At 55.9% G+C, this 5603-nt stretch carries 5 protein-coding genes; all 5 read left to right on the plus strand.

What is annotated here, in order from left to right:
* Nucleotides 1-339: NlpC/P60 family protein (locus tag BHE85_RS10055; protein WP_073806451.1), on the plus strand; the 339-nt coding region annotated here is incomplete at its 5' end.
* Nucleotides 303-878, plus strand: a complete 576-nt coding sequence (locus BHE85_RS10060) for a tail assembly protein (protein ID WP_005105520.1) — start codon at nt 303-305, stop codon at nt 876-878. The genes BHE85_RS10055 and BHE85_RS10060, both read left to right, overlap by 37 nt.
* A 60-nt stretch (nt 879-938) precedes the next feature.
* Nucleotides 939-4418, plus strand: a complete 3480-nt coding sequence (gene gpJ / locus BHE85_RS10065) for a phage attachment tail tip protein J (protein WP_047930989.1) — start codon at nt 939-941, stop codon at nt 4416-4418.
* A gap of 67 nt (nt 4419-4485) precedes the next feature.
* Nucleotides 4486-5085 carry an Ail/Lom family outer membrane beta-barrel protein gene (locus BHE85_RS10070; protein ID WP_001233104.1) on the plus strand — a complete coding sequence of 200 codons (600 nt, stop codon included), beginning with the start codon at nt 4486-4488 and terminating at the stop codon, nt 5083-5085.
* Between the two features lie 63 nt (nt 5086-5148).
* A partial coding sequence (locus BHE85_RS10075) for a prophage tail fiber N-terminal domain-containing protein (RefSeq protein ID WP_171730055.1) occupies nt 5149-5603 on the plus strand: 455 nt, incomplete at its 3' end.

Here is a 5603-nt window from a genome sequence, read left to right on the forward strand (position 1 = left end):
ATGCCGGATTTTCATCGCGGGGATGACTGGTGGCGTCACGGTCAGAATCTCTATCTGGATAATCTGGAGGCCACAGGGCTGTATCAGGTGCCGTTGTCATCAGCACAACCGGGCGATGTGCTGCTGTGCTGTTTTGGTTCATCGGTGCCGAATCATGCCGCCATTTACTGCGGCGACGGTGAGCTGCTGCACCATATTCCTGAACAACTGAGTAAACGAGAGAGGTATACCGACAAATGGCAGCGACGCACACACTCCCTCTGGCGTCACCGGGAATGGCACGCATCTGCCTTTACGGGGATTTGCAACGATTTGGCCGCCGCATCGACCTTCGTGTGAAAACGGGGGCTGAAGCCATCCGCGCACTGGCCACACAGCTCCCGGCGTTTCGTCAGAAACTGAGTGACGGCTGGTATCAGGTGCGCATTGCCGGGCGTGATGCAGGTGAAACCGAATTGTCTGCCCGTCTTAATGAGCCGCTGGCAAATGGTGCAGTGATCCACATAGTACCGCGTCTGGTGGGAGCTAAAAGTGGCGGTGTGTTTCAGGCGGTGCTGGGGGCAGCTGTTATGGCGGTTGCTATATGGATGCCGGGGGTAGGAATTATGGCGAGTAATCTGCTGTTTTCTCTCGGTGCCAGTATGACGCTTGGCGGTGTTGCACAGATGCTGGCACCGAAAGCCAGAACTCCCCGTACACAGACAACGGATAACGGCAAACAGAACACCTGTTTCTCCTCACTGGATAACATGGTTGCCCAGGGCAATGTTCTGCCTGTTCTGTACGGTGAAATGCGCGTGGGGTCGCGGGTGGTATCTCAGGAGATCAGCACGGCAGACGAAGGGGATGGTGGTCAGGTTGTGGTGATTGGTCGCTGATGCAAAATGTTTCATGTGAAACCGCCTGCGGGCGGTTTTGTCGTTTATGGAGCGTGAGGAATGGGTAAAGGCAGCAGTAAGGGGCATACCCCGCGCGAAGCGAAGGACAACCTGAAATCCACGCAGTTGCTGAGTGTGATTGATGCCATCAGCGAAGGGCCGGTTGACGGTCCGGTGGATGGATTAAAAAGCGTGCTGCTGAACGGTACGCCAGTCCTGGACAGCGAGGGGAAGACAAACTTTTCCGGTGTTACGGTGGTGTTCCGCGCCGGCGAGCAGGAGCAGACACCGCCGGAGGGGTTTGAATCTTCCGGCTCAGAGACTGTGCTGGGTACGGAAGTGAAATACGACACGCCGATCACCCGGACCATCACGTCGGCAAACATTGATCGTCTGCGCCTGACCTTCGGTGTGCAGGCACTGGTGGAAAACACCTCAAAGGGGGACCGGAATCCGTCGGAAGTCCGCCTGCTGGTTCAGATACAGCGTAACGGTGGCTGGGTGACGGAAAAAGACATCACCATTAAGGGCAAAACCACTTCGCAGTATCTGGCCTCGGTGGTGGTGGGTAACCTGCCGCCGCGCCCGTTTAATATCCGGATGCGCAGGATGACACCGGACAGCACCACAGACCAGCTGCAGAACAAAACGCTCTGGTCGTCGTACACCGAAATCATCGATGTGAAACAGTGCTACCCGAACACGGCGCTGGTCGGCGTGCAGGTGGATTCAGAGCAGTTCGGTAACCAGCAGGTGAGTCGCAATTATCATCTTCGCGGGCGCATTCTGCAGGTGCCGTCGAACTATAACCCGCAGACGCGGCAATACAGCGGTATCTGGGACGGAACGCTTAAGCCAGCATACAGCAACAACATGGCCTGGTGTCGGTGGGACATGCTCACTCATCCGCGCTACGGCATGGGGAAACGTCTTGGTGCGGCAGATGTGGACAAATGGGCGCTGTATGTCATCGGCCAGTACTGCGACCAGTCAGTGCCGGACGGATTTGGCGGCACGGAGCCGCGCATCACCTGTAACGCTTACCTGACCACACAGCGTAAGGCGTGGGATGTTCTCAGTGATTTCTGCTCGGCGATGCGCTGTATGCCGGTATGGAACGGGCAGACGCTGACGTTCGTGCAGGACCGACCGTCGGATAAAGTGTGGACCTATAACCGCAGTAATGTGGTGATGCCGGATGATGGCGCGCCGTTCCGCTACAGCTTCAGCGCCCTGAAGGACCGCCATAATGTCGTTGAGGTGAACTGGATTGATCCGGACAACGGTCATGAGACGGCGACAGAGCTTGTGGAGGACGCGCAGGCCATTCTCCGTTACGGTCGTAACGTCACGAAGATGGATGCCTTTGGCTGTACCAGCCGGGGACAGGCGCACCGCGCCGGGCTGTGGCTGATTAAAACGGAACTGCTGGAAACGCAGACCGTGGACTTCAGCGTCGGCGCAGAAGGGCTTCGCCATGTACCGGGTGATGTCATTGAAATCTGCGATGATGATTATGCCGGTATCAGCACCGGTGGTCGCGTACTGGCGGTGAACAGCCAGACCCGGACGCTGACGCTCGACCGTGAAATCACGCTGCCGTCCTCCTGTACCACGCTGATAAGCCTGGTTGACGGAAATGGCAATCCGGTCAGCGTGGAGGTTCAGTCCGTCACCGACGGCGTGAAGGTGAAAGTGAGCCGGGTTCCTGACGGCGTTGCAGAATACAGCGTGTGGGGGCTGAAGCTGCCGACGCTGCGCCAGCGCCTGTTCCGCTGCGTGAGTATCCGTGAGAACGACGACGGCACGTATGCCATCACCGCCGTGCAGCATGTGCCGGAAAAAGAGGCCATCGTGGATAACGGGGCACACTTTGACGGTGACCGGCGCGGCACGGTGAATGGTGTCACGCCGCCAGCGGTGCAGCATCTGACCGCCGAAGTCACCGCAGACAGCGGGGAATATCAGGTGCTGGCGCGATGGGACACGCCGAAGGTGGTGAAGGGTGTGAGCTTCCTGCTTCGCCTGACCGTGGCAGCGGACGACGGCAGTGAGCGGCTGGTCAGCACAGCCAGGACGACGGAAACCACATACCGCTTCAGGCAGCTGGCGCTGGGGAATTACAGTCTGACAGTCCGGGCGGTAAATGCCCGGGGGCAGCAGGGCGATCCGGCGTCGGTATCGTTCCGGATTGCGGCACCGGCAGCGCCTGTCACTATTGAACTGATACCGGGGTATTTTCAGATAACGGCGGTCCCGAAACTGGCTGTATACGACCCGACGGTGCAGTTTGAGTTCTGGTTTTCGGAAAAGCGGATTGCGGATATCAGGCAGGTTGAAACCAGCGCCCGCTATCTTGGCACGGCGCTGTACTGGATAGCCGCCAGTATCAATATCAGGCCGGGCCATGATTATTATTTTTACGTTCGCAGTGTGAACACCGTTGGCAAATCGGCATTTGTGGAGGCCGTCGGTCGGGCGAGCGATGATGCGGAAGGTTATCTGAGTTTTTATAAAGGGTTGATCAATAACACGCATCTCGGCAAGGAGTTGTGGACGCAGATTGATAACGGTCAGCTTGCGCCGGACCTGACTGAAATCAGGACGTCCATTACGAATGTCAGCAATGAAATCACGCAAACCGTCAATAAAAAACTGGAAAATCAGAGTGCTGCAATCCAGCAGATACAGAAAGTTCAGGTTGATACAAATAATAACCTGAACAGCATGTGGGCTGTGAAGCTGCAACAGATGAAGGACGGACGCCTTTATATTGCGGGTATCGGTGCCGGTATTGAGAATACGCCAGCAGGAATGCAGAGTCAGGTGCTGCTGGCGGCAGACAGGATTGCGATGATTAATCCTGCGAATGGCAACACAAAGCCGATGTTTGTTGGTCAGGGCGATCAGATATTCATGAACGACGTGTTCCTGAAACGCCTGACGGCTCCGACCATTACCAGCGGCGGTAATCCTCCGGCATTTTCCCTGACACCTGGCGGACGGCTGACGGCGAAAAATGCCGATATCAGCGGTAACGTGAACGCGAACTCCGGGACGCTCAACAACGTCACGATTAATAAGAACTGTCGGGTTCTGGGAAAATTGTCCGCGAACCAGATTGAAGGCGATCTCGTTAAAACAGTGGGCAAACCTTTCCCACGGGACTCCCGGGCACCGGAGAGGTGGCCATCAGGGACCATTACCGTCAGGGTTTATGACGATCAGCCGTTTGATCGGCAAATTGTTATTCCCGCGGTGGCGTTTCGCGGTGCTAAACATGAGCGGAAGAATAACAATATTTATTCGTCATGCAGCCTGATAGTGAAGAAAAACGGTGCTGAAATTTATAACCGAACGACCCTGGATAATACGCTGATATATACGGGTGTTATTGATATGCCTGCCGGTCACGGTCACATGACGCTGGAGTTTTCTGTATCGGCATGGCTGGTAAATGGCTGGTATCCCACAGCAAGTATCAGCGATTTGCTGGTTGTTGTGATGAAGAAAGCCACTGCAGGCATCACGATTAGCTGAATTTTATAACCCAGATACGGGCACCAGAAATGGTGCCTTTTTTATTGCAGAAAAGCGAGAGGTAATTATGCGTAAAGTTTGTGCAGCCATTTTGTCCGCAGCCATCTGTCTGGCTGTATCCGGTGCGCCTGCATGGGCGTCTGAACATCAGTCCACGCTGAGCGCCGGGTATCTTCAGCCCCATACTGATATGCCAGGCAGCGATGACCTGAAGGGCATTAACGTGAAATACCGTTATGAGTTTACGGACACGTTGGGGCTGGTGACGTCATTCAGCTATGCCAACGCTGAAGATGAGCAAAAAACGCATTACAGCGATACCCGCTGGCATGAGGATTCCGTGCGTAACCGCTGGTTCAGCGTGATGGCGGGGCCGTCTGTGCGCGTGAATGAATGGTTCAGCGCGTATGCGATGGCGGGCGTGGCTTACAGCCGTGTGTCGACCTTCTCCGGGGATTATCTCCGCGTAACTGACAACAAGGGGAAAACGCACGATGTGCTGACCGGGAGTGATGACAACCGCCACAGCAACACGTCTCTGGCGTGGGGGGCTGGCGTGCAGTTTAACCCGACCGAATCCGTGGCCATTGACCTTGCTTATGAAGGTTCCGGCAGTGGCGACTGGCGCACTGACGGTTTCATCGTGGGTGTCGGTTATAAGTTCTGATTAGCCAGGTAACACAGTGTTATGACAGCCCGCTGGTTCAGGCGGGCTTTTTGTGGGGTGAATATGGCAGTAAAGATTTCAGGTGTACTGAAAGATGGGGCGGGTAAACCTGTCGTAAATTGTGCGATTGAACTGCGGGCCAGAAGAACCAGTCCGACCGTTGTGGCACACGTTGTTGCCACTTGCGTGACGGACAATAACGGTGCTTATGTGATTGAGGCTGAGCCGGGGTATTACGAGGTTGCGCTTCACTGTAACGGCTGGCAGCCAACCCGTGTCGGGGATATTGATGTGGCACCGACTGATGCACCGGGGACACTGAACGCGTTTCTGAATGCACCAAAGGATGGTGATTTACGTCCGGAGGTGATGAAGCGCTTTGAGGAAATGGTGGTGCAGGCGCAGCAGAGCGCCGGGGCCGCAGCCGGAAACGCACGGCAGACGGCGCAGGATATGACGGCAGCCGCAACGGCCCGTGATGATGCACAACGTTTTGCGGAGAAAGCCCGACAGGATGC

It is taken from the genome of Shigella sp. FC1567 (assembly GCF_001743015.1).
In the GTDB taxonomy this organism is placed as follows: domain Bacteria; phylum Pseudomonadota; class Gammaproteobacteria; order Enterobacterales; family Enterobacteriaceae; genus Escherichia; species Escherichia coli.